This is a genomic window from Mongoliibacter ruber, assembly GCF_003003005.1.
In the GTDB taxonomy this organism is placed as follows: domain Bacteria; phylum Bacteroidota; class Bacteroidia; order Cytophagales; family Cyclobacteriaceae; genus Mongoliibacter; species Mongoliibacter ruber.
Genome location: NZ_PVTR01000001.1, coordinates 453702 through 474166 on the forward strand (window position 1 = coordinate 453702; position 20465 = coordinate 474166).

The window sequence follows — 20465 nt, forward strand, 5'->3', positions numbered from 1 at the left end:
TTGATTTTATTAAGTTGATCAACTCTGTTCACTTGCTACTGCAGGTACTTTGGATCCAGTAAATACTTGCACAATTTTCAATTGTATCTTGACTTTGGTTCCCTTTCCTTTTTCACTTTCAAAAGTCAATTCCCCATCCATCAATGCCATAAATTCTCTGGATATACTCAAGCCCAATCCCGTACCTTTCTCTTTCTCCGTTCCTGGACTGGATTGCACGATAGAAAAGGCTTCATTTTGAAAAGACTTTAAGATTTTTGGTGGCATTCCCATCCCGTAATCCTGTATTTCCAAAGTCACAGTTTTATTTTCAGCATACGAACGAATCTCTATTTTTGACCCCTTTCTTGAAAACTTAATCGCATTGCTTAAAATGTTCCGGACAATCACTTGTAGAAGATCAGGATCTGCCCATACTTTTTCTTTGGTTTCCAAATGAGTGGAAATGGTGAGTTCTTTGGCATCTGCTTGATTTTGCAATAGGTCCAAACATGGCTTTAAAACAGTATCCAAGTGAATTGGGCTTAATTGCACTTTAAATCCTTCCATTTGAGATTTTGACCAAGACAAAATATTATCAAGCACCACATATAAGCTATCTACATTTCTTTTCAGTATCAGCGATATGGTAGCAAATTCTTCAGGTGTCAATTCTTGTGCATTAACTAGACCAAGGACTGATTGTAGCTGAGAAACAGGAGACTTAAGGTCATGCCCAAGAATAGAAAACAGTTTGTTTTTGAGGTTATTGGATTTTTCAAGCTCTTTGGATTGTTTCTCCAGAACCTGTTTTTGCTGATTTACTTTATCCTGCTTGGATACCAAGTCTTTGTTGATTTCTTTGGATTTTTTATTTAAAACAAACAATCTGATCAATAGCCCTCCTAGCAGCAATACCGCAAGGGTAATTACAAAAATAAATAACCTAAAATTGCGAAGCCTTAGATCCTGTAGCAAATTTTCGGATCTGAGTACTTTGACCTCAGCATCGGATTTTTCAACCTCAAACATCCCTTGTATCAAAGCTAACCTGTCTAAATCCGCCTTTTCATTCAAAGTCTCGCTGAGATCGGTAAATGCTCTCAGGTTTAAATAGGCATTATCCACGTCTCCCAAATCTTCATATACCAAAGCTAAATTTTTCAAAGTATTGGCCAGCTCATCTTGAAATCCATTTTCCAAAGCTAATTTTTTACCCCTTTCCAATAATTCTACAGCTTTTTTACTATTCTTATTCATGAAATATGCCTTGCCAAGCCTGTGCAAAATAGAAGATTCAAAAGATGACAATCTCTGATGCGAGGCCGCACTCAAAGCACTTGCATAAGTAGAAATAGCTTTTTCTATCTCACCTTGAGCAAGATATACATCTCCTATTACCCTATTGGTGAAACTTGTGAAATAAATGGAACCAGATTTTTCATTTTCCCGAATAGCTTCTTGAGCAAAATACATGGCAGAATCCAATAAATCTGTTTTACTGTAATTCAAGGCTATATTATTCAAACTTCTGATGGTGATGTAAGAATCCTCAAGGTCTTTACCAATCTTATAAGCTTCTTTAAATTTTCTTATTGCTTCCTCATAATTCCGCTGTTGGTAGTAAATGGCTCCAAGATTATTCAAAGTCATGGCTATCTCAGCCTTATCACTTTGATCCAAACCAATGAGGTATGCATCTCTTGAATACCGAAAGGCTTTATCCCATATACCCAACCTGTAATGTATCCAGCCAAGATTCCCCTTGGCTTTTGCCAATTGAACGCTGTCTTTCAACACAATCGCCAAAGATTCAGCTTCATTACCCAATTCCAATGCTCTAGGAATATCTCTTTCCCTTAAAAGAAAAACTAACTTGTTAAGAACTTGTAATTTCCCCTTTTCATCAATTTCATTTTGCAGTAAGTTATCCAAACTGTCAAATTCATCTTGCTGGGCAACGAGACCATGGCTAACAAAAAATACCAAAAAAAAGATAATCACTCGTTTTATGGCACCTAATCTGTTTAAAAAAACCATTGTAATAATATTAATTTTTTCTACTAAAATTTTATACCCTACTCAAACTTCCTAATGTGAATTACCTTTAATTATATGAAAAGCATTTAAAGGTATTTTTCATACGATTAAACAGCTCTATAATTTCACTTCTTCCACTACCACTAAACAATGGGTAATTAATTCAAAAAACACAGAAAAAACTAATCTTAAAGCCAAAAATGAATATTTGAATTTTGGTGAATTGCAGGTTAAAAATTCATCTTTTTTTCAAAAAGCTGAAAAAAAAAGCCTGACAATTTTTGATCAGGCTAAAATTGAATTTGACACTATATATATCCGGGCTCTTTCAAAAACCCAATGTAAATGTTGAACAAAGATTATGGGGGACCCTCTTAAGACAATTCGGCCCAATCCCAATCTTCATTCATCTGCTTAATCGCGTGGTGCGCAGTAAGGTCGTATTGGCAGGGAACGATAGAAATATAATTATTGCCTATTGCCCACTCATCGTTGTCTTCTCCTTTGTCAAAATTCACAAAGTTACCCGCCATCCAAAAATACTTTCTACCATTTGGATCAAACCTTTCAGAAAACTCTTCCTGCCATTTGGCATGAGCTTGCCGACAGACTTTTACTCCTTTTATGGCTTCATTTCTTTTGGGCGGAAAATTTACATTCAATGCTACTCCTTTTGAAAGGCCGTGATCTAAAACTTGCTTGGCTATTTTATATACATAGTCTTCTACGTGACTGAAATCGGCCTTGGAAGAATAGTCACACAAGCTGAAACCTATCGATGGTAACCCTTCTAAAGCGCCTTCTATAGCTGCTGACATTGTTCCTGAGTAAAGCACTGATATTGAGGTATTACTCCCGTGATTGATTCCAGAAACGACCAGATCAGGTGTTCTATCTTTCAATACATAATGCTTGGCTAATTTCACACAATCGGCGGGTGTTCCACTTGACTTATATGCTTCGACACCTTCAAAAATATCTTCCTCGTAAAGCCTAAGGGTTTCTCCTATAGTAATCGCATGCCCCATTCCTGATTGAGGGCTGTCTGGAGCGACTACTATGACTTCCCCCAGTTTTTTCATAACATTTACCAATACACGAATCCCCTTCGAAGTGATGCCGTCATCATTCGAAACAAGTATTAATGGTTTTTTTGACATAAAAATTATTTGATTTGATTGTAATAGGCAGTGATTCTCAAAAGATCTCCTCTTTTATCATGTGAAAGTCTATTCTTTCTCATAAATAAATTAACCTCTTCTGCCCTATCGTCAAAGATATCAAGAAGCTCTTTCTTCTTTTGAGAATACCTTTGGATTTTTCCATCTTTTATAAAGTAATAATTGAAAGACAATTTATACGCCCCTCCAATCTGTGGCCCCCACATTGGATTCATGGCCATTGGCCCATATCCCATACTTCTGTTATCCACCACAATTTGCTCGCGACATAACAAGATCGCATCTTCTCCTTCTGTTAGAATTTCGAAAAACACAGGCGTTTCGTAATCACCGGTAAGCGGAAATGGCAAGGTATAGAAAGTACGTATCCCTCCGTATTGCTCGTCAAATATTTCAAACTGTTTGACATTTGAGGAAGTGAAGGTCTCAATTCCTTGGTTTTGAAGCTGCACCAAGTTGTTTTCCAAGTCATACTTTACCATTCCCTGATATACAGTACCCGCATTCATCTGGATCTGACCTTTATGCCAAACCTGTGACGGAAACTGCCCTTGACCTAGTACAGAAAAGCTGATTAGAAATAAACTTATTAGAAGGAATGTGCTATTTCTCATACATAACTGCTATTGATGGATATTCAAGTTAACGAATCCTAACTTAAATAAGTTGGTCATATGAGGTCTTAATTACCTTTAATATGCACGTAATCGCTACAATTTTACTTTTTTAAAATAGAGTGACCCATTTTATCTCTTTTTGTAGTCAAGTACTTTTCGTTATGAGGGTTAGGGGTGATTTCGATAGGAATCTGTTCTACTATCTCCAAACCGTAACCAAGTAGGCCCACTCTTTTGGTAGGATTGTTAGATATCAACCTGATCTTACTTACATTCAAATCTCTCAAAATCTGTGCACCTACACCATAATCTCTATTGTCCATTGGAAGGCCCAAGGCCAAATTAGCCTGTACAGTGTCCATACCCTGCTCCTGCAATTTATAGGCTTTTAGTTTATTGATTAGACCTATTCCCCTACCTTCTTGATTCATATAAAGCACAACACCTTTACCCTCTTTCTCTACCATCTCCAAGGCACTGTGTAACTGAGGACCACAATCACATCTGCAGGATCCAAATATATCGCCTGTCATACAAGAAGAATGTACCCTTACCATGACAGGTTCGTTTTCATCCCATGTGCCTTTAATCAATGCCATATGGACTTCATTGGTATTGGTTTGCCTAAAAGCAATCAAATCAAAATCACCGTGAGCGGTAGGCATTTCAACCCCGATTTCCCTTTTTATAAGGGATTCATTTTTTAGCCTATAGGCAATAAGATCCTTGATAGAAACCAATTTCAACTTAAATCTTTCTGCTACTTTGACCAGATCAGGCAGACGGGCCATAGTCCCATCTTCATTCATGATTTCAACCAACACTCCTGCAGGAGATAGATCAGCCATTCTAGCAAAATCTATGGCAGCTTCTGTATGACCAGCTCTTCTTAGTACACCACCTCTTTTGGCCTTCAAAGGAAAAATATGACCAGGTTTACCCAATTCATCAGGGTGTATACTGTCATCTACCAAAGCTTGAATTGTCTTGGCCCTATCACTTGCTGAAATTCCTGTAGTGCAACCATGACCAATAAGATCAACAGAAACAGTGAAAGGTGTTTCATAAGCCGCAGTATTGTTGCCTACCATGAGTTCAAGCCCAAGTTTATCACATCTGTCTTCTATTAAGGGTGCACAGATCAATCCACGACCATGTGTGGCCATGAAATTGATGATTTCGGGCGTTACTTTCTCAGCAGCACAGACAAAATCACCCTCATTTTCGCGATCTTCATCATCTACTACAATGATTACTTCACCGTTTTTGATCGCTATTATTGCCTCTTCAATCGAGTCTAATTTAAAATCTTGGGACATAATGGTATTTAATTCTATTTGGGTTTAGAAAACGCCAAAATTACATTCTTTTTCAGGTTTAACAGTGCGAAAGCATTTAAAGTTTGAGCTAGAAGCTTATCACAATCCCCAATTGCTTGTCTATTTCTACTTGATATTGTTTGAGTTCCATATAGATAGAAATGCGCTCACTCATCATATTTTCATCCAGTTTTTCTTGTTCGGCTTCTTTAATTTTCAGTTTTGCCTCCTCCATCATTTTCTTGATCACTTTTTTCTTCAAGTGTAAAATACTGTCATATACCGTTTTGGCAAGATCATCAGCTTCATTATGTGTGAAAATTTGAAACCTTGATTCCCACAAAGTGGAAAGCTCATACTTTCTTGTAATCAGATTGATAACTTCTTTTTTCACTTCCAAGTCATCATGTTTCAAGAAGTACTCAGGTTGAGGGAGAAGGTTGTTTGAAAGGGCATCTTTGTATATATCCAAAATCTTTTGGTAAACTGGTGTCTCAAATTTCAATTCATCAGTCTCTTGCAAAAGGTATTGGCAAACATGAAGGTCATCTGAAACCATTTCAAATCCATAATTAACCAACAGCCGTAACATTTCCCTTTCCTGTAATTCTAAAATATTGACGTAGGATGTAACTTCCTTTACAGGCAATAAATCTTCAAAAGGTGTTTCCTGTGTTTCTCTTTTGTCTTTAAAGAACTCGTCCTTTTTCCCTTTTAGGTAAATCTTGTTCAGCTCAGTCTGAATGATTTCCTCATCTAATTCTAACAGAGCCGCTGACTTTTTAATATACACAGTCCTAATTATAGGATCAGGTATTTTGGAAAGACTTTGAACAACATCTTTAATAAGGTTTGCCTGCTTGATAGGATCATTTGCCGCTTCATTTGCATGAAGGCCAATTTTAAAGGAAATGAAGTCCTGTGCATTTTTTTCGAGATAGTCTTGAAACTCTTGAGAGCCAACTTTTCTTGCATAACTATCAGGATCTTCTCCATTTGGAAAGACAACTGCCTTGACATTCAAACCTCCTTCAAGAATCATATCAATTCCCCTCAAAGAAGCCTTGATGCCAGCAGCGTCACCATCATACAAAACAGTAATATTATCAGAAAATCTCTTGATCAGCTTGATTTGATTTTCTGTTAGGGAAGTACCTGAAGAAGCTACTACGTTTTCAATACCTGACAAATGCATGGATATCACATCCGTATATCCTTCTACGAGATAGCAATTGTCTTTTTCTCTGATTGATTTTTTTGCTTGAAAAATCCCATAAAGTACGTCCGATTTGTGGTAAACCTCTGTTTCGGGAGAGTTGATGTACTTGGGTTGCTTTTTATCCTGTGTTAGTATCCTTGCTCCAAAAGCTATGGGTTTACCCCCTAGGTTGTGTATGGTGAATATTACCCTGCCCCTAAACCTATCGTACATCCGCTTAGGATCTCCTTCTTTTTGAAGGATCAATCCTGCCTTGAGAAGGATTTCATCCGAATGTCCTGCAGACTTTGCTGCCTCATGCAAATGACTCCATCCATCCAAGGCATACCCAAGGTCAAACTTTTCAATTACATCTTGATTGAAACCTCTTTCTTTGAAATAACTTAGTCCAATGGCCCTACCCTCTTCTTTACTAAGGTTTTGAGCAAAAAAATCTTTTGCGTAATTAAGCACTATATATAAACTTTCGCGCTCATTGTAGGCTTGTACTGCTTCCGGTGTTTGTTCTTGATCCTCTTCTACCTCAATACCATACTTCTTGGCAAGATGTCTAATCGCTTCATTGAATCCGACTCCTTCAATGTCCATCACAAATTGTATCGGGTCTCCGGCTTTACCACAACCGAAACACTTATAAATCTGCTTGGCAGGAGAAACCGAGAAGGAAGGTGATTTTTCATTATGAAATGGACAGCATGCCCATAGGTTTTGCCCTTTCTTTTTCAAAGGCACATAATCATTGACCACATCTTCTATGTCCGCTCTATCCTTTACTTTGTCTGTAGTTGCTCGACTGATTCCCATTGCTCCTTGATTCAATTTTCAAAGATAAAAAGTATTGCTTCAAAACATAGAAGGACAGACATGCGAAACTATTTTAGAATTCCACAAGTTCTTACCTAGATATATTCTTATTTATGAGGCTTCTTTTAAATTAGAACAATTATAAACTAAATTGCGGAGGATTAAGTAACCAAATAATGTCAATCAGTAAAGAAAACGTACTCAAAGCCCTATCCAAAGTAGAAGATCCAGACTTAAAAAAAGACTTGGTAACATTGGGAATGATTCAAGGAATTGAAATCGAAGGGAATAAGATAAAGTTCAAAGTAGTATTGACTACTCCAGCCTGTCCACTCAAGGAAGTTATCAAGAATAATTGTATTGAAGCATTGGAGGAGAGTTTTGGTGCAGATATCGAACTTGACATCTTCATGACTTCCAATGTAACAACTGCAAGAAATGATGCCCCACTGCTCCCAAAAGTCAAAAACATAATTGCCATTGCCTCAGGAAAAGGTGGTGTTGGCAAATCTACCACATCCAGTAATCTTGCTGTTGCCTTAGCCAATACAGGAGCCAAAGTAGGACTTATTGATGCTGATATTTCAGGTCCAAGTATCCCTACAATGTTCAACGTTGAATCTGAACAACCTATGGTCAAGCAAGTTGATGGCAAAAACGTAATCATGCCTATTGAGCAATACGGCGTGAAGCTGATGTCTATAGGTTTTTTGACTCCGTCAGAATCAGCAGTGGTGTGGAGAGGTCCAATGGCAAGTTCCGCATTAAAACAATTCATTGGAGACGTAGAATGGGGAGAGCTTGACTACTTATTGATAGACTTGCCTCCGGGTACATCAGACATACATCTCACAATGGTGCAGACTGTACCAGTTACAGGTGCTGTAATCGTTACTACACCTCAAAAAGTGGCTTTAGCAGATGCTACAAAAGGACTGACTATGTTCAGACAACCTCAAATTAATGTTCCAGTGCTAGGTGTTGTAGAAAATATGGCTTATTTTTCTCCAGAAGAGTTACCTGATAATAAATATTATATATTTGGGAAAGAAGGTGGTAAAAAATTGGCGGAAAAATACGAAGTGCCATTCCTTGGGGAAATCCCGATAGTCCAAAGCATCAGAGAAAGTGGTGATACAGGCTATCCAGCGGTATTCAAGAAAGGGATCACAGAAAAAGCCTTTAGCGAATTAGCTGAGAATGTAGCCCAACAGGTGGCTATTAGAAATGCTGAAAAAAATAAAACAGAAGTAGTTCAAGTCAATATATAATATAATGGATGTGGAATTGATTGATAGAGTTGAAAAGGCATTAGATACTATCAGACCTTATTTGGAAGCTGATGGAGGAAATGTGAAAATTGTAGAAATAACAAATGATAATATTCTAAAGTTAGAGTTGACTGGAACCTGCAGTTCCTGCCCTATGTCCACGATGACGTTAAAAGCTGGAGTAGAAGAAGCTATCAAAAGGGACATACCGGAAATCATTAAAGTAGTGGCAGTAAATGTTGCAGTTGCATAACATCGTTCAGTTTTTAATTAACTTAGTAGGAATAAGGGTAAGACTCATCTTAACCTTATTCCTTTTTTTGATATCCTTTTCCGGTTTTTCCCAACAATTTTTCGGGCAAGTTTACCAGCATGTGCATGATGAAAAATGTGCTGCGGTTCCTATGGAAAAATACATAGAAGATCATGTAGGTGTACTTGGTTCTAGAGAGTATTTTGAATCATGGATGGAAGGCCAAATTGAAGACCAAAGAAAAGCGCCCTCTATTCAAAGAAGTTTAGAAAATGAAGTTCGGGTAATTCCTGTTGTTGTCCATGTAGTACACAATGGCGAGGACATTGGCGTAGGAAACAATATTCCTGAAATACAGATTTTAAATCAAATAAGGACTTTAAATGAAGATTTCAGGAGACTCAACCCAGACACAATCAATACCTCATCTATTTTTAGGGATGTAGCTGCTGATTCAAGGATAGAATTTGTATTAGCTAAACAAGACCCAGATGGACTACCTACTTCAGGAATAATCCGAGTAGAAGGGACAAAAAATAATTATACTGCAATTTCTGATGCACAACTGCTCAGCCAGTTTTCTTATTGGCCAGCTGAAGAGTATTTAAATATCTGGGTTGCGCCAATTGCTGGTAATGTCTTGGGATGGGCAAGTCCTCCCCTAGCCAACCTTCCTGGTTTAGGAGCCATCGTTTTCCCTAGAGAAATAGATGGCGTATACGTCACCTCGCGTTGGTTTGGACAAGATGGCAATGCCGATTCAAGAGCAAGAGGACGTACTTTAACTCATGAAATAGGTCATTTTCTCGGTTTGCGCCACATATGGGGTGATGGTAATTGTAGTGTTGATGACTTTGTAGATGATACACCAAACCAAGATGGACCGAATTTTTTATGCCGAATAGATAATTCAAGATTTACATGCGAAAGTCAGGACATGTCTGAAAACTACATGGATTACACTACCGATGCATGTATGAATATTTTTACACGTGGTCAAGTGGAACGATTTGATGCTGTGCTTGCAAGCAGTCCAAGGAGGGCAAGCTTGGTAAACAACAGGGCAACTGAAGAACCGATTCTTTTGCCAAATAACTTATCCATAGACAGATTGATCAATCCTTCTGATCTTATTTGTGATGTCAATATCATTCCCGAACTCTTACTAAGAAATAGAGGAGAAAACACCATTACCTCTGCACGCATAGAAATCCTATTAAATGGCAATGTCATAGAAGTTAAAGATTTTGAACTGAGTTTGAGCCTTGGAGATACTACAAGAGTGTTTTTTGCGCCAATCCAACTTTCCGGATCAGATGACGAATTTATCGCTACAATTACACAAGTAAACGGAATAATTGACCCAGAAATAGTCAACAAAACCGTTACTTCAAATCCAATAATACAACCTACAATCACCTTACCCTACACATTTTCATTTTCGGATTTGAACGACCTTTGGATCATCCGAAATCCAGATGACAGCTTGACTTGGGAAGTAGGAGAATTGAATTTAGATGGAAACATCCAACAAGTTTTACAGCTCAGAAATTATGAATATGAGGCTTTCAACGAATTGGATTTTCTGATTTCTCCTCAGATTAATCTGAACGAATTCCCCAATGCACAAGTCACATTCCGAATGGCTTATGCTCCGTATAACGCACAAGGCTTTGGTGATGACTTAATCGTTGCTATATCGGATGATTGTGGCAATACTTTCTCAATCCCAACCGCACCCTACAATAAAGACCGTCAATTTCTTCAGACATCCAACCCTACTCTAGATTTCTTCATCCCGACACGAGAAAATCAATTTCGTAAGGAAATAGTCAATCTTGCGCCCTTTGCAGACATGGGGAATGTCAGAATTGCCATCATCAATCGAAATGGCTATGGCAATAACATCTATGTAAAGGATATTGAAATACTGCCTGAAGCGGAATTTAGATATAAAGTAGATTTGGTAGAGTTAATCACACCTTCACCGGTTTCGACGGGTGAGCATGAGCAAGAAACTGTAAGGGCTGTCAACACGGGAAATCTCCCTGTCGATGCTTTTATTTTTAGACGAAGGCTAGGCCAGGGAACTGCAGTATCGTATATAGGAAGGGGAATTGGATTGGAACCAGGAGATAGTATCAATATAAATGTACCAAGAGGACCAATTGGGTCTGATGTAAGTAGACTCACCTATTCAGTAGATTTTCCTAATTTTGATCAAAATCCAGATAACTCCGATGAGCTCACAAGATTTGTCTTGATTAATTCAAATTTCACAAGAATTCCATTCAGACAAAACTTTAACAACACCACCCAAATAGCACCTTGGGTAGCTATAAATCCTGAGAGCAATAATAATAACTGGATATTAACCCCATTGCAAACTGAAGGATTTGGATCAAACTTAATCCGTCTTGAAGAATTTGAGACAGACAATTCCTATTGGTTAGGATCTCCATTATTTGACCTATCTGAGGCAATACAAGCCTCAATTTTCTTCGATTTTGCTTCTGGACAAATTGCAGAAAGTACAATACTTAAAGTTATGGCCAGTAGAAATGGCGGAGAGACTTATACTGAAGTCTTCAGAAAAACAGGTAGCGATTTGAATACTGCACTTTCTGCTGAAGCAAATCCAAACCAAAGAGGTGATTTTGAAAGACAATTTATAAACTTGACAGAATACGCGGGTAGCGATAACATACGGGTAGCAATAGTATTGGAAAATGCAGAAGTAGAAAATAGCACTGCATACATTGATAACATTGAGTTGTTCTTGTCAGCTAACCCCCAACCCGTAGACCCAGGGTTAGGCAATACTATAATCTATCCTAATCCAGCTAGAGAGGTGTTTAATATTGTTTTCAATTTGCAAACCTTCGAAAATGTGAATATCCAAATTACTTCGGTTGCAGGTCAATTGGTGCATGATGTCAATTATCCAAATACACTAAACCAAACATATACATTCAGCTCACAGCTATTCTCAAAAGGATTGTTTATTGTGAAAATTACGAGTAATTCCATTACAGAAACCAGGAAACTAATCATTCATTGAAATACAATTTGACAGTCAAAAGCCAGAAAACTGTGATTTTTTTTCTGGCTTCTCCTGTTCTATGAGAAATTTTGGCTGATTTCTTGCCTCCTTATCAATAGATTTGTGTCACAAAACATAAATTAATTTTACCTTTATCCGTTAGTCTTTTACAATACGTTTTCAATAGCAAGAATTTAAAAAGCAGTGAAAAAAATAGCCATCCATCTGACTTTAGTCATCACAGCAGTTATCATAATTGCCTTTATATTTTTCAAGATTTTCCTACCTTCCTACACCAATCATGGTCAGACAGTTACTGTACCTGATCTAGAAGGGTATGACTACAATGAACTAAGTACTTACTTAGATGAAAGGGGTTTGAGATTTGAAGTAACCCTTGACAGTGGTTTCAATAATGAGTTAAAGCCGCTATCAGTACTAAAACAAAATCCAAAAGCTGGTAACAAAGTAAAAAAAGGACGAAAAGTATATATTACACTCAATGCCAAAAATGCTCCTTTGATCAAGATGCCAAACCTAGTCAACAGTCTTCTTAAAAATGCTCAGGAAATCATAGGAAACATAGGATTGGTCAGAGGGGAGATTGTTTACGTTCCCGATATTGGTATCAATGTAGTTCTCGAACAAAAGTACAGGGGTAGAAACATTCCTGAGGGCTTCGAAATCCCAAAAGGTTCGCAGATAGACCTAGTTGTTGGAGACGGCCTTGGAAATCAAATATTGGATGTACCTAGTCTGATCGGGATGGATGAAATAGACGCCGAGTTCTTGATTATCGGTTCTGGCTTGAGAATGGGTAAGATTAATTACGTTCAAACAGATTCAGTGCCTCAAGGAACAATCATACAACAGGTTCCGCCGGCTGGAGCAGAAGTAAAGACAGGTGAACCTATAGATGTTTGGATTTCTGACCTGAAAAAAAATACTGATTTTTGAGATGACAAAAATTTCCGCCATCACTTCTTTAGTCGTCCTGTTGCTTCTATTAGGCTTCAGTCAAGAAGTATTGGCTCAATTTCAACAATTACCAACACCTGTTTCACCATCAAAATCAATAAACAAAAACTTAAGGCAACTTGAAAACAAGCTTTCCCTTCCTTTTTGGGATGATTTCTCTACAAAAGGAATAGACAGTACAAAATGGATCAATGAAGGGGCTACACATTCATTCACAGTAGCAAATGCGGCCCCCTCGATCGGAGTATTGCTGTTGGATGGAGTGGATGAAAGAGGTAGACCTTATTCCAATGTCTTGGTTGAGCAAGGGATTACTGACGCTATAAGTTCTAACCCTATTGACCTTTCCTCAATCACATCAGAAGAGGAAAATACAGTTTTCTTGAGCTTTTTTTGGCAGGCTGGTGGAAAAGCTGAAATGCCTGATATCAATGATAACCTCTCACTCTTTTTTAGGGATACTTTAGGGAACTGGATTAATGTATGGGAAATAGCAGGAGACTTGCCAGCGGAACAGTTTTTCTTTACACAAGAAATCATTCAAGTTGACCCTAGCTTTCAGCATGAAGATTTTCAATTTAGATTTCAGATCAATGGCAGAGCTTCCGGTCCTTTTGACAGCTGGTTGATAGATTATGTTTATTTAAATAAAAACAGGTCGGAAGCTGACCTTTTTTATCCTGACCGTACATTGACAAGGGATAATATCAGACCAACAGGTAAGTATTCGGCTATTCCGCTTTTTGAAACTACCAATACTGATGAAGAATTCTGGACCAGAACTGGCAATGAGTTCAAGAACCTGGAAAATAGGTTCAGAGCAATGGAATACAGCTTTGAGGTTCGAAATAAAGCCGACAATTCACTCATATCAAGAATAAACAACAACACACCTTTCAACCCTGTACCATTGGGATCCGAAAGGAGAATTTTTGAAAGTAATTCCATTACTGATATTCCTTTTCCAGAAGATGAAACAGATTATGAGTTTACCGCATATATAAGTTCAGGTGATCTCAACTTGTATCAGATTATAAATGGAGACAGTATTTTCTTTGAAGACATCAACCTTAGGATAAACGATACCGTGAGGTCAGTAGTAACTTTCAGGGATTATTTTGCTTATGATGATGGGAGTTTAGACTATTCCGCTGGCATCAACCAAAGGTCAGGTAGCCTTGCCAATAGGTTTGAGACGTCCATCAATGCATATGTAAAAGGAATTAGCATCAATTTCACCAATCAAATCCAAGCCAACCAGATCATTGACCTAGCCATTTGGCAAGATCTCCAAGCGGACCCTGTTTATGTTAAAGAGATATTTATTCCAGAAAAAGATAACCCAGAAGACTTTTCATACTTTGAATTGGAAGAGAATGTAAGGGTTAGCGGAGTATTTTTTGTTGGCTTCACACAATTCACCAATGATTTTATCCATGTAGGGCTTGACAAAACATTTGACAATGGAAGAGAGATTTTTTATAACGTGGCTGGACCTTGGCAACAAAATGAAGAAGTTGAAGGATCTTTAATGATTCGTATTCATTTGAGTGAAAATCAAGTAGTGGAAGAAACACCAGAGGAGGAAGAGGGCAGTATTCGTGTTTTCCCAAACCCAGTAGAAAACAGATTGTTCGTTGAAGGAATGGTGGATGATCTTTCAATATTTGATCCTTATGGAAGACAATTAGAATTACCAATTGAAACAAATGGTGATGGAAAAATCATTAATTTTGCAGGACTTCAAAAAGGCATATATGTATTGAAGTTAATTCAGAATGGAAAGAGTATTTCAAAAAGAATCTTAGTCAATTAAATATGGAAGACATCACAGTATCAGAATTAAGAGAAAAATTACAAAAGGGAGATGAGTTTATATTCATCGACGTCAGAGAAGAATGGGAATATGAAGAAGACAACCTAGGTGCAAAAAACATCCCTCTTGGACAATTGCCTTACGAGCTTGACGAACTTGAGGAATTTAAGGATCAAGAAATCGTTGTACAATGTCGATCTGGCGCTAGAAGTGGAAACGCTAAGAAATTCATGGAAACGAGAGGTTTTACTAGTGTTAGAAACCTTTTGGGTGGGATCATGGCCTACCGTGAAATGGAAGAAGAGGGCTAAAAAATAAATGTCTTATAAAACACCCTATTTGAAACAAAATAGGGTGTTTTTTTATGCCTTATTCCATAATAAAGGGCTGAGGTGTGAAGCAAAGAATAAAAATCAAAATAGCCAACCAACCCAGGATCTGTCGGTTTTTATCCAAATTTTTGAAGCCACTCACTTCCGGATGTTCTATCCCCATCAACCTTCCCAAAAGCAATCCAAATAGTAACCACCCAGAGTATCCTTCCAGACCAGGCCAGATATTTACTAAAGCATATTGAACAGAAACTATCATTAATATAATTGTCCATTTGGTTTGTGATGGCAAGCTCGTTCTCCTGTAGCAAACATATAAAAAGCCTATATACAGAGGCATCCTAATCAATAATTCATCTATAGAATGAAATGGGTTGATGATACCCAATCCTGCATAGAAAATGAATGCTGTATAGGCTACCAGTGAAATTTCTTTATGTCTTTTAGGAAACAAGCCAAAAATGATATGACCTCCGTCGAGCTGCCCTATCGGTAGTAAATTGAGAGCGGTAAAAAACAAGGCCAAATAACCTGCAAAAAGGTAAGGGAAATGGATTATTTCAGACATCACCGGCATTTTCTCCGGATCAGCCAAAAGCTTTTCCATTCCATAAAAAAGGAGGTTATATCCTATTTCTAAAGTAATATAGCCATCTTCAGCAGAATGACCTTCAAAATCAGGGTCAAGATATTCAGGATGGATTTGATAAATATAATCTGCTTCAGGTAGATTCGTAAAGCCAAACCAAAGTACTCCAATAGCAATAACAAAGCCTGCGAGCGGTCCAGCTATACCGATGTCAAAAAACTTTTTACGGCTATTGATAAAACTCTTCATTTGTATGATTGCTCCAAAAGTACCGATAGACGGCGCACCAATAAATCCCAACCAACCCGGTACAAAATATGGAAGAGAGGATTTTACCTTATGGTAAATCGAAGTAAACAAATGACCAAGTTCATGTATCAATAAGATACCTATAAACGGAATAGAAAAATGTAGAGATTTGAGGAAGTATTCCCAATTAAGAAAATGCTCTCCACTTCCCATGATTGACCTTCCAAATAGCCATTCCCCACCCGCAAAAGTTGCTGTTATTAATGTAACGATGAACAGTAGTCCATGCTTGAGGTATTCTTTCTTACTGTACATCTCCAAAAAATTCCATCAGGGCTTTTGAATTTGTGATTTGGACAGCATTCATTCCGATTTTTTTTGCTCCTTCTACATTTGCAGCCAGGTCATCGAAAAAAATGGTTTTTTCGGCTTGAGTATTCAATGATGTTACGACCTTTTGATAAATCGCTGTATCTGGTTTTGCTAGCCCCATTTCATGACTTAAAAACACATGGTCACATAAATTATGTATTGAGCTGTAATCAGAGATTTCCTGCAACATCTCATTGAATTTTACAATATGTATATCGTTGGTATTGCTCAAAATAGCTGTTGTATATTGTTGTCTCAATTGAGACAACAATTGCAGCCTTTCCTGCGGAACAACAATGAGAAGGCTATTCCATACATGGTCAATTTGATCGTCAGACCAGTTTTCTTCATACAAATCTCTTACAGCATTTCTGAATTCTTCATTACTGATAAGTCCTTTTTCATACTCTTTATGAAAAGAAGATGGAAAAAACTGTGAAGTAAGGTGATGTTTTTTCGAAGGGAGTATTTTTTTCAACTCATTGATACTTACATCATAATCAATATCGATGATTACATTTCCCAAATCAAAGATCAAAAAATCAATTTTATCCAGCTTTTTCATTTGTATTAGAGTTGTAAATTTAAAACCAAATATGTAACATTGCAGTCCCAAAAGCAAGGTCAATTGCTTAAAAAAGGGTTCCCGATATGGATCGGGACGAAGTTGGTTAGAGCTTCTGACTCTCCCGATAGTTATCGGGACAGGAGGTCAAAATAAAATTGAAATAATCGCGCTCCCGATATGGATCGGGACGAAGTTGGTTAGAACTTCTGACTCTCCCGATAGTTATCGGGACAGGAGGTCACAATAAAATTGAAATAATCGGGCCTATAGCTCAGTTGGTTAGAGCTTCTGACTCATAATCAGGAGGTCCCTGGTTCGAGCCCAGGTGGGCCCACTAGGCCGGAATTTACTTTCCGGCCTTTTTTTATGCTTTAAACTTTTTCCTTATGAAAGCATTTGTCTATATCCTTTTCTCCGAAAAGCTTAACCGATTCTATTCAGGTATAACTACTTTAGAGGTAGATCAAAGAATACAAAACCATATCAATAAAGTTTATGGAAAATTCAACTTCACTCAAAAAGCTGATGACTGGATTCTTTTTCATTTCATTGAATGTCAGGACTTACCACAAGCACGAAAAATAGAAATCCATATCAAAAAAATGAAATCCTCAACTTACTTAAGAAATCTTGCCAAGTACCCTGAAATGTCTGACAAACTCCTCATTAAATTCAAAAGCTGAAGACTCCCCCGATCCTTTATCGGGGCAGGAGGTCCCTGCGCCGATAGTTATCGGCGGAGCCCAGGTGGGCCCACTAGGCCGGAATTTACTTTCCGGCCTTTTTTTATGCTTTAAACTTTTTCCTTATGAAAGCATTTGTCTATATCCTTTTCTCCGAAAAGCTTAACCGATTCTATTCAGGTATAACTACTATTTTATTCAAAATCAACCTTTGTTTTCCCACTTCTCTTTGATATCTTTCTTCTGATTCAATCCTGACCCAAAATGACCTTTTTCTCCAAACGTGACTTGTATTTCCAGCTTTTTGAAAATCACCAAATCGTCGAATTAACTCAATTCGTCTATTTCAAGGACCATAATAAGGAAACCTTTGAATTTGTATTGGATGCTGCAGAAAAAATTTCCACAAACCATCTTTATCCTCTGCTGATTGAAATGGACCGGAATGAACCACAACTCATAAATGGCAAAATTAAGGTACATATAGGCATGAAAGATATCATCCGTCGGTTTGGTGAAGATGGATGGATCAATGCAACTTTTTCATATGAGGAAGGTGGTCAACAGCTACCAAATGTTGTACATCAAGCGGCAGGATTCATTTTCCAAGCGGCCAACTATTCAGCTTCGGTATTTCCATTTTTGACTACAGGCGCAGCAAATCTTATCCGAAATTTTGGAAGTAGAGAGTTAATTGAAAGATTCACTCCAAATATGTATAGTGGCAAATGGCAAGGTACCATGGCCCTGACCGAGCCGGATGCCGGGAGTTCACTTTCGGATTTAAGCACAACAGCATTTCCTACTGATAATCAGGGTATTTATAAAATAAAAGGACAAAAGATATATATTTCTTGTGGTGATCATGACGCATGTGAAAACATCATTCATTTGATGCTTGCCCGAATAGAAGGTGCGCCCTTAGGTACAAAAGGTATTTCTTTGTTTGTGGTTCCACAAAAACGTGTCCCAAGCTGTAAAGACAATGACGTACTCACACAAGGCATTTACCATAAAATGGGTTACAAAGGAGCTCCCATTGCTCATCTGATGATGGGAACAAATGATTCCTGTGAAGGATATCTTGTCGGAGAGCCGAATAAAGGGCTGACATATATGTTCCAAATGATGAATGAGGCAAGAGTAGGTGTTGGTATGAATGCTTGCGCTATCGGTACAGCTGCTTATTATGCTTCTCTGGCTTATGCAAAAGAACGTCCACAAGGTCGGAAACTTACGGATAAAGACCCTTCTATGCCTCAAGTGCCCATCATAGAACATGCTGATGTTAAGAGAATGCTTCTTTTTCAAAAGTCAGTAACAGAAGGAGCATTGTCTCTCCTCCTCTATTGCTCAAAACTCAGCGATCTCATTCATGTAAAAAATCAGCAAGAAAAAGAAGACTTAAGCTTGCTATTGGACCTTTTGACTCCAATAGCTAAAACTTATCCTTCCGAAATGGGCTGTTTGTCTACCTCTGCTGCAGTACAGGTACTTGGTGGTGCAGGATATACTACTGACTTTCCTGTAGAGCAATATTATAGAGAAGCCAGGATTCACCCCATTCATGAAGGCACCACAGGTATTCACGGCATGGATCTTCTCGGGAGAAAAGTTCTCATAAAAGAAGGAAAAGCGTTAAAATTATTGTTAGGTGAAATAAATAAAACCTTAGAGGAAGCATATTCAATCCCTTCTCTTTTGGAAAAGGGAAAACAGCTTGGCTTTTACCTGTCTGTCGTTCAAAAAACTTTTGGCTTACTTATCAAAAAATCCTCAACAAATACCGAAGCATATTTGGCTGATGCAACTTTGTTTCTGGAAATAATGGGAATTATAGTAATATCATGGCAATGGCTCAAGCAGGGCATTGTAGCCAAGAAAGCTTTGGATGAGAATAAGGATCCAAGGGGATTTTACATGGGTAAAATCATGTGCTTGAGATACTTTTTCGAGTACGAACTTGTCAAGGTGGATGGCCTATCCAAAAGATTAAATTCCGATGATCAGGTGACTATAGAAATGAAAAAGGAGTGGTTCTGATAAATTGTCTCTTATAATTTAAGGCTTTTCACTAACTGGATGAGATTATTCTTTGCTGTATTCACAAAATCCTTCTGTTGAAAATTCAGGTCAGGCAATATTAAAACATCATCGAATCCTGCATTCAATGCTTCATCGCCAGAGCTGATCAAAATGCATTTTTTATTGTATTTTTTTGCCATTTGTAACAGCTCAAAACTTCCCTTCCCTCCTTTTGACTGATTGTCAAATTTCCCTTCTCCTGTCAATATATAGTCCGCCCACTTCACTTTTTCCTCCATTCCCACTTGACCAAAAAACCAATTTGCCCCCATTTCTATTTCAACAGGGAAAAAGAACGAAAGACCATAAGCAATACCTCCCGCAGCCCCGAATCCAAGACTATCTTCTATTTTCCTCCCTGTCTTATCAGAAAAGAGGTTAATGAGCTTTTGCGTAGCTGTTTCAAAGGCTTCAAGTTCTGATTGTTCTATCCCTTTTTGAGGACCAAATACTCGAACTGCTCCTTTATCCCCAAAAAAAGTATTGTCGACGTCACACAGACAAGTGAATTTGACATCAAACTTTAGAATTGGTTTTTGTATATGGGCTACTTCTTTCAGAAAAGTATCTGAATAGAAAGGTATTTGTCGTCCATTTTTGTCTAAAAACACATAACCCAAAGCCCCTAAAATCCCAAATCCTAAGTCTACAGTTGCAGACCCGCCCAAACCAAGAACAATATGTTTAGCGCCCATTTCAATAGCAGAAGCTATTAACTCACCTGTACCAAAGGTTGTTGAAATCCATGGCTGTTTTTCATAAGTTTTGAGATGCTTGATTCCCGAAACTGTGGAAACATCCAAAAAGGCGGTTTCCTTATTTTTATTCAAAAAAAAGTAACCTCTGACCGGCCTTCCCAAAGCGTCGAGACAGAATCTGTTAACTTGGTTTAAGCCCATAGCTTTACCCAACAAATAACACGTTCCATCTCCCCCATCAGCAATTGGGCAAAGACTTAGATTCGCAACAGGATATTTTTCTATCAGCGTTTTGGCAATAAGCGCTGCGGCATCTTCCGCTTCTATAGTACCTTTAAATGCATTGGGGGCTATGAGTATATTCATTGT

The 20465-nt window shown here is 37.9% G+C and carries 16 protein-coding genes and 1 tRNA gene; 9 read left to right on the plus strand and 8 right to left on the minus strand.

Annotated features, from left to right (window positions below):
• Positions 1-18 precede the first annotated feature (18 nt).
• The 5 genes from CLW00_RS02065 to dnaG form a co-directional block, all read right to left on the minus strand.
• Positions 19-2019 carry a tetratricopeptide repeat-containing sensor histidine kinase gene (locus tag CLW00_RS02065; RefSeq protein ID WP_106131970.1) on the minus strand — a complete coding sequence of 667 codons (2001 nt, stop codon included), beginning with the start codon at positions 2017-2019 and terminating at the stop codon, positions 19-21.
• 374 nt (positions 2020-2393) lie between these two features.
• Positions 2394-3179 carry a 5'/3'-nucleotidase SurE gene (surE, locus tag CLW00_RS02070; RefSeq protein WP_106131971.1) on the minus strand — a complete coding sequence of 262 codons (786 nt, stop codon included), beginning with the start codon at positions 3177-3179 and terminating at the stop codon, positions 2394-2396.
• 5 nt (positions 3180-3184) lie between these two features.
• Entirely contained in the window at positions 3185-3814 is a 630-nt protein-coding gene (locus CLW00_RS02075; protein WP_106131972.1) for a hypothetical protein, read from the minus strand.
• Between the two features lie 104 nt (positions 3815-3918).
• Positions 3919-5136, minus strand: coding sequence for a bifunctional 3,4-dihydroxy-2-butanone-4-phosphate synthase/GTP cyclohydrolase II (locus CLW00_RS02080; protein ID WP_106131973.1), 1218 nt, complete (start codon positions 5134-5136; stop codon positions 3919-3921).
• Positions 5137-5224: 88 nt separating this feature from the next.
• Positions 5225-7159, minus strand: coding sequence for a DNA primase (dnaG, locus tag CLW00_RS02085; RefSeq protein ID WP_106131974.1), 1935 nt, complete (start codon positions 7157-7159; stop codon positions 5225-5227).
• A 176-nt stretch (positions 7160-7335) separates the two neighbouring features.
• On the opposite strand from dnaG, the gene CLW00_RS02090 reads away from it, so the two are divergent.
• The 6 genes from CLW00_RS02090 to CLW00_RS02115 all read left to right on the plus strand — a co-directional run bounded on the left by CLW00_RS02090 (position 7336) and on the right by CLW00_RS02115 (position 14831).
• Complete coding sequence (locus CLW00_RS02090) at positions 7336-8430, plus strand: Mrp/NBP35 family ATP-binding protein (RefSeq protein ID WP_106131975.1); 1095 nt, start codon at positions 7336-7338, stop codon at positions 8428-8430.
• Positions 8431-8434: 4 nt separating this feature from the next.
• On the plus strand, positions 8435-8683 hold the full coding sequence (locus CLW00_RS02095) for a NifU family protein (protein ID WP_106131976.1): 249 nt from the start codon (positions 8435-8437) through the stop codon (positions 8681-8683).
• Positions 8684-8834: 151 nt separating this feature from the next.
• A complete protein-coding gene (locus tag CLW00_RS02100; RefSeq protein WP_245917140.1) occupies positions 8835-11744 on the plus strand; it encodes a zinc-dependent metalloprotease in 2910 nt (969 codons plus the stop codon).
• Positions 11745-11930: 186 nt separating this feature from the next.
• Positions 11931-12683, plus strand: coding sequence for a PASTA domain-containing protein (locus CLW00_RS02105; RefSeq protein WP_106131978.1), 753 nt, complete (start codon positions 11931-11933; stop codon positions 12681-12683).
• Between the two features lies 1 nt (position 12684).
• A complete protein-coding gene (locus CLW00_RS02110; RefSeq protein ID WP_106131979.1) occupies positions 12685-14520 on the plus strand; it encodes a T9SS type A sorting domain-containing protein in 1836 nt (611 codons plus the stop codon).
• A 2-nt stretch (positions 14521-14522) separates the two neighbouring features.
• Positions 14523-14831, plus strand: a complete 309-nt coding sequence (locus CLW00_RS02115) for a rhodanese-like domain-containing protein (RefSeq protein ID WP_106131980.1) — start codon at positions 14523-14525, stop codon at positions 14829-14831.
• 58 nt (positions 14832-14889) lie between these two features.
• Here the strand turns inward: CLW00_RS02115 and CLW00_RS02120 are convergent, their stop codons facing one another.
• Positions 14890-16005 carry a site-2 protease family protein gene (locus CLW00_RS02120; protein ID WP_106131981.1) on the minus strand — a complete coding sequence of 372 codons (1116 nt, stop codon included), beginning with the start codon at positions 16003-16005 and terminating at the stop codon, positions 14890-14892.
• Complete coding sequence (locus CLW00_RS02125; RefSeq protein WP_106131982.1) at positions 15995-16627, minus strand: HAD family hydrolase; 633 nt, start codon at positions 16625-16627, stop codon at positions 15995-15997. Before CLW00_RS02125 ends, CLW00_RS02120 begins: the two co-directional genes overlap by 11 nt.
• A 263-nt stretch (positions 16628-16890) precedes the next feature.
• On the opposite strand from CLW00_RS02125, the gene CLW00_RS02130 reads away from it, so the two are divergent.
• The 3 genes from CLW00_RS02130 (at position 16891) to CLW00_RS02140 (ending at position 19356) form a co-directional block, all read left to right on the plus strand.
• Positions 16891-16964, plus strand: a tRNA-Ile gene (locus tag CLW00_RS02130).
• A gap of 52 nt (positions 16965-17016) precedes the next feature.
• Positions 17017-17313: a GIY-YIG nuclease family protein gene (locus CLW00_RS02135; RefSeq protein ID WP_106131983.1), complete on the plus strand. Its 297-nt coding sequence runs from the start codon at positions 17017-17019 to the stop codon at positions 17311-17313.
• Positions 17314-17577: 264 nt separating this feature from the next.
• Positions 17578-19356 carry an acyl-CoA dehydrogenase family protein gene (locus tag CLW00_RS02140; RefSeq protein ID WP_106131984.1) on the plus strand — a complete coding sequence of 593 codons (1779 nt, stop codon included), beginning with the start codon at positions 17578-17580 and terminating at the stop codon, positions 19354-19356.
• 11 nt (positions 19357-19367) lie between these two features.
• On the opposite strand, the gene CLW00_RS02145 is transcribed toward CLW00_RS02140, so the two are convergent.
• Positions 19368-20462: a glycerate kinase gene (locus CLW00_RS02145; RefSeq protein ID WP_106131985.1), complete on the minus strand. Its 1095-nt coding sequence runs from the start codon at positions 20460-20462 to the stop codon at positions 19368-19370.
• Positions 20463-20465 lie beyond the last annotated feature (3 nt).

Bases quoted from the DNA above. Each gene is read 5' to 3' on its own strand.
- CLW00_RS02080 (WP_106131973.1), bottom strand. From the start codon at position 5,136: ATGTCCCAAGATTTTAAATTAGACTCGATTGAAGAGGCAATAATAGCG.
- CLW00_RS02145 (WP_106131985.1), bottom strand. From the start codon at position 20,462: ATGAATATACTCATAGCCCCCAATGCATTTAAAGGTACTATAGAAGCG.
- CLW00_RS02095 (WP_106131976.1), top strand. From the start codon at position 8,435: ATGGATGTGGAATTGATTGATAGAGTTGAAAAGGCATTAGATACTATC.
- CLW00_RS02115 (WP_106131980.1), top strand. From the start codon at position 14,523: ATGGAAGACATCACAGTATCAGAATTAAGAGAAAAATTACAAAAGGGA.
- CLW00_RS02075 (WP_106131972.1), bottom strand. From the start codon at position 3,814: ATGAGAAATAGCACATTCCTTCTAATAAGTTTATTTCTAATCAGCTTT.
- CLW00_RS02125 (WP_106131982.1), bottom strand. From the start codon at position 16,627: ATGAAAAAGCTGGATAAAATTGATTTTTTGATCTTTGATTTGGGAAAT.
- dnaG (WP_106131974.1), bottom strand. From the start codon at position 7,159: ATGGGAATCAGTCGAGCAACTACAGACAAAGTAAAGGATAGAGCGGAC.
- CLW00_RS02110 (WP_106131979.1), top strand. From the start codon at position 12,685: ATGACAAAAATTTCCGCCATCACTTCTTTAGTCGTCCTGTTGCTTCTA.
- CLW00_RS02100 (WP_245917140.1), top strand. From the start codon at position 8,835: ATGGAAAAATACATAGAAGATCATGTAGGTGTACTTGGTTCTAGAGAG.
- CLW00_RS02135 (WP_106131983.1), top strand. From the start codon at position 17,017: ATGAAAGCATTTGTCTATATCCTTTTCTCCGAAAAGCTTAACCGATTC.
- CLW00_RS02065 (WP_106131970.1), bottom strand. From the start codon at position 2,019: ATGGTTTTTTTAAACAGATTAGGTGCCATAAAACGAGTGATTATCTTT.
- CLW00_RS02090 (WP_106131975.1), top strand. From the start codon at position 7,336: ATGTCAATCAGTAAAGAAAACGTACTCAAAGCCCTATCCAAAGTAGAA.
- CLW00_RS02120 (WP_106131981.1), bottom strand. From the start codon at position 16,005: ATGTACAGTAAGAAAGAATACCTCAAGCATGGACTACTGTTCATCGTT.
- surE (WP_106131971.1), bottom strand. From the start codon at position 3,179: ATGTCAAAAAAACCATTAATACTTGTTTCGAATGATGACGGCATCACT.
- CLW00_RS02140 (WP_106131984.1), top strand. From the start codon at position 17,578: ATGACCTTTTTCTCCAAACGTGACTTGTATTTCCAGCTTTTTGAAAAT.